Origin of the sequence: Microcystis sp. LE19-10.1B, assembly GCF_027530565.1 — a bacterium.
In the GTDB taxonomy this organism is placed as follows: domain Bacteria; phylum Cyanobacteriota; class Cyanobacteriia; order Cyanobacteriales; family Microcystaceae; genus Microcystis; species Microcystis aeruginosa.
The window spans coordinates 1-3,022 of sequence record NZ_JAPZQM010000647.1; the positions used below are offsets into that span (position 1 = coordinate 1).

At 43.9% G+C, this 3,022-nt stretch carries 5 protein-coding genes; 3 read left to right on the forward strand and 2 right to left on the reverse strand.

Going from position 1 to position 3,022, the window contains the following annotated elements; genetic code table 11:
• Positions 1 to 191: 191 nt before the first annotated feature.
• From O9332_RS23295 to O9332_RS23305, 3 genes are all read left to right on the forward strand, one after another.
• Positions 192 to 362: an SUMF1/EgtB/PvdO family nonheme iron enzyme gene (locus O9332_RS23295; protein ID WP_288027629.1), complete on the forward strand. Its 171-nt coding sequence runs from the start codon at positions 192 to 194 to the stop codon at positions 360 to 362.
• A 237-nt stretch (positions 363 to 599) separates the two neighbouring features.
• Entirely contained in the window at positions 600 to 974 is a 375-nt protein-coding gene (locus O9332_RS23300) for a putative quinol monooxygenase (protein ID WP_002763977.1), read from the forward strand.
• Positions 975 to 1,296: 322 nt separating this feature from the next.
• Complete coding sequence (locus tag O9332_RS23305; protein ID WP_288027623.1) at positions 1,297 to 2,112, forward strand: hypothetical protein; 816 nt, start codon at positions 1,297 to 1,299, stop codon at positions 2,110 to 2,112.
• A 184-nt stretch (positions 2,113 to 2,296) separates the two neighbouring features.
• Here O9332_RS23305 and O9332_RS23310 read toward each other — a convergent pair whose 3' ends face one another.
• Together O9332_RS23310 and O9332_RS28230 are read right to left on the reverse strand one after the other, a co-directional pair.
• The gene (locus tag O9332_RS23310; RefSeq protein WP_288027625.1) at positions 2,297 to 2,653 is read right to left on the reverse strand and encodes a type II toxin-antitoxin system PemK/MazF family toxin; all 357 of its coding nucleotides are present in this window, start codon (positions 2,651 to 2,653) and stop codon (positions 2,297 to 2,299) included.
• Between the two features lie 2 nt (positions 2,654 to 2,655).
• Positions 2,656 to 2,874 carry a hypothetical protein gene (locus O9332_RS28230; protein WP_353853439.1) on the reverse strand — a complete coding sequence of 73 codons (219 nt, stop codon included), beginning with the start codon at positions 2,872 to 2,874 and terminating at the stop codon, positions 2,656 to 2,658.
• Positions 2,875 to 3,022: the final 148 nt, after the last annotated feature.

The window sequence follows — 3,022 nt, forward strand, 5'->3', positions numbered from 1 at the left end:
AAAAGATATTTATCAGAAAAGTCATGATCAAGCTAGAGGTTTAAAGACTGAGCGGGTTCCAATTATTTTTATTAATAAATATTTTACACAATTCATACCAGGTAAGCAAGAGAGCTACGCCACTACTACCGAATCATTACCGAAATGTCTGGGAGTGGTGTCAAGATGATTGGTGCGAAAATTATGAAGAGATAAAAAAGAGCAAAAAACAGCAAAATCAGGCATATAAAGTTCTGCGGGGCGGTTCTTGGTTCAACGATCCGGATAACTGCCGTTCCGCTTACCACTACGACATCAACCGCCGCGACGACGGCAGCAGCGGCGGTTTTCGGGTGGTGCGCGGTGCTGGGAGGACTCTGTAACCCTTTTCCCCTTTTTTTCCTTTTTTCCCTTTTTCGATTTTTTTGAGCAAAATGTACTATTTATGTGGTATTTATGTACTATACAAGGATTGAGAGAATTATCTCTCTTTTGTTAAAGTGGGTTGAAACCTTGATTTCTCCTAGCCTGAAACGCGTAAATTCGTTAAAATTTTCAAGACTGACAGAAGAGACCACAAACGCGGGATACCCCTCCGCACCACCTAAAAGGAGAATCTAATGTTCAAAATCGATACTTGCTGTACTCTAGTACCCTACTTTGAAGTACAAGAAGGAAAAATTGCTGCGTTTAAGGAACTAAGCCCCAAGTTCATTGAGAGAACCCGCACCGAAGAGGGCTGTATCCATTATGCTTTCTCGTTTAGCGGTAATATTGTTCATTGCCGCGAGGGTTACGTCGATGCCGCCGCAGTTCTTGCCCACCTGCAAAACGTTGGGGAACTGCTAGACGAAGTTCTCAAAATCGCCAAGATTATTCGCCTAGAAGTTCACGCTCCCGCTTCCGAAATCGAAAAGCTGCGGGAGCAATTGGCTTCTCTTAACCCTCAGTTTTTCGTTCTCGACGAAGGTATTCGCCGCACCAGCGAAGCCTAACCCCGAACTGACAGAAAACGGATGCCCTATTCCCGTCTCGAAACGCACCGGATTACTTCTTTCTCCGGCGAGTTTGTCTTGCGCCCAACTATTAGAAAGATTGAGGGACAATTAAACTTTCAGTACATATCGACCATACGAGAAAAAGCGGGAGAAGAGGAGATAAATGGCAGCAAATTTCCATGTTCTTCCACTTTATTCCTGAAAGTAGAAATGATTGAAATCGTCAATTTCCACTTATTTTGGGACTGACATCACCCTGAGACTCCGAATATTCTGAAATTAGCAAGTAAACACGGCTTCCCAATTTCGGGAAAAAATTATGAATCTACGTTCTGTCAAGACTATCGTATTAAGCGGTATAGCCCTGTTGGTGGCAACTTTGCCCAGCCTCGCTCAAATTCCAATAGAGCCGATCCTTCTGACTACTGCTACTCGCTTCAATTGTGGTCCCCACTTAGAAACATATATAGTTCGTTCGCTAGATAACCGACGGGGAACTGGGATTCGTTGTGTCAAATTCAGTAAAGGACAGCAAGGCTCAAGCATTCCCCGTCTGTCCTGGTACGGGGAAGGAACCTGGGAAGGGGCTACCTACCGTCATTTGGGACAGGCGATTGACCGAGGCAGAATGTTGGTCGGGTTCGCGTCCGACATTCACGGTAACGGGGAGGATGCTAACTTCAACTATCCGGGTAATCTCGATATCCGAACGGTCAGACCAGGAGTGATTCGAGTGACTGGGGCTTGGAATGAGGAGTGGCGTTCGGCTTCCTCCGTTAACTACAACCCCTTACCCCGTCCCAAAACCTGCGGTAGCCATTTCAATCAATATCAGGTAACTGATTTGACAGGTGGGCGCAGAGGCAAAGGTCTGCGCTGTATGCTGAAAGAAGGTCCAGCCAACACAACCTGGTTCGGTAACGGGGATTGGGATGGCAACACCTATTCCCACCTGGGGACTCGCGGAAAGAACGGCTACGGGTCCGCAGATATCTGTCCACCTGAGCGAGTCCATGCCACTATTTTCGGAACCATCTGCAATAACTTCGACTACGGTTCCCTTACCTTCACCTCTACGCGCAGTGGCTTCAATGTCAACGGTGCTTGGAGCGAGAAGTGGTTATTGGTCAGGTGATTTGTCGAGAATTTCAATAAAAAAAGGTTGGGGCGAACATTAGCTCACCCCAACCTTTTTTGTCGTAATTATTTGATTAGAACTTAACCATTGATAGCGGGAGCAATCAGAGCCACGGGAGTCTGTTCGCCACTAGCTAAGTCTAAGGGTAAATGGATTATTTAAATCCTTTTATAACCCCCTATTATTCGAGTTCTTGAGGTTCAATAACCAACTTCATTCCCTGAATAATTAATTTGATTTTTTCCTGAGAAAGTCTTCCGATAGACTCCGTTAAAAGACGTTTATCAACCGTGAAAACCTGTGAAACATTAACAACACTGGATTCAGGTAAATTCCCTTCACCCTCATTCAATAAAACATTACCAATAGCTTTTGCTCGTCTCAAATTGGTTGTTAATGGACACACAATAACCGTCCCAATTTGTGACTGATTCAGAGCATCATTTTGCACCACAACACAAGGACGAAGATAAGCAGGTTCAGAACCTTGTGGTTCTCCTAAATCAATCCAATAAATCTCTCCTTGAAAAATCGTCATATTTACTCGGATAATTGGCGTTGATGATGCCGTATTCCCTCTAACATTAAAGTTTCTGATTCGTCCAATCCATCACTATAAGCTTCATTCCAACTATCCATTAATCGTTGTTTAGTTGTTTTTTGATTATTCAATCCTAATTGTTGATGTAACTGCTCCAATAACCATTTTTTATCTTCAAGAGAACAGTCTCGTAACTTTTGTTCCAGTTCAATTATCAGAGAAGATAACGCAACATCTCAATAAATGCTGGTAAGGAAGCCGAAGTCAACCTAGAAAATGAACCCGCACTCGTGAGAAAGCATCGACTTAGGTTGCACTGAGGAAGAAAATCTGCTTTAACTAAGGATATGCTTCTTCCCATCGAGA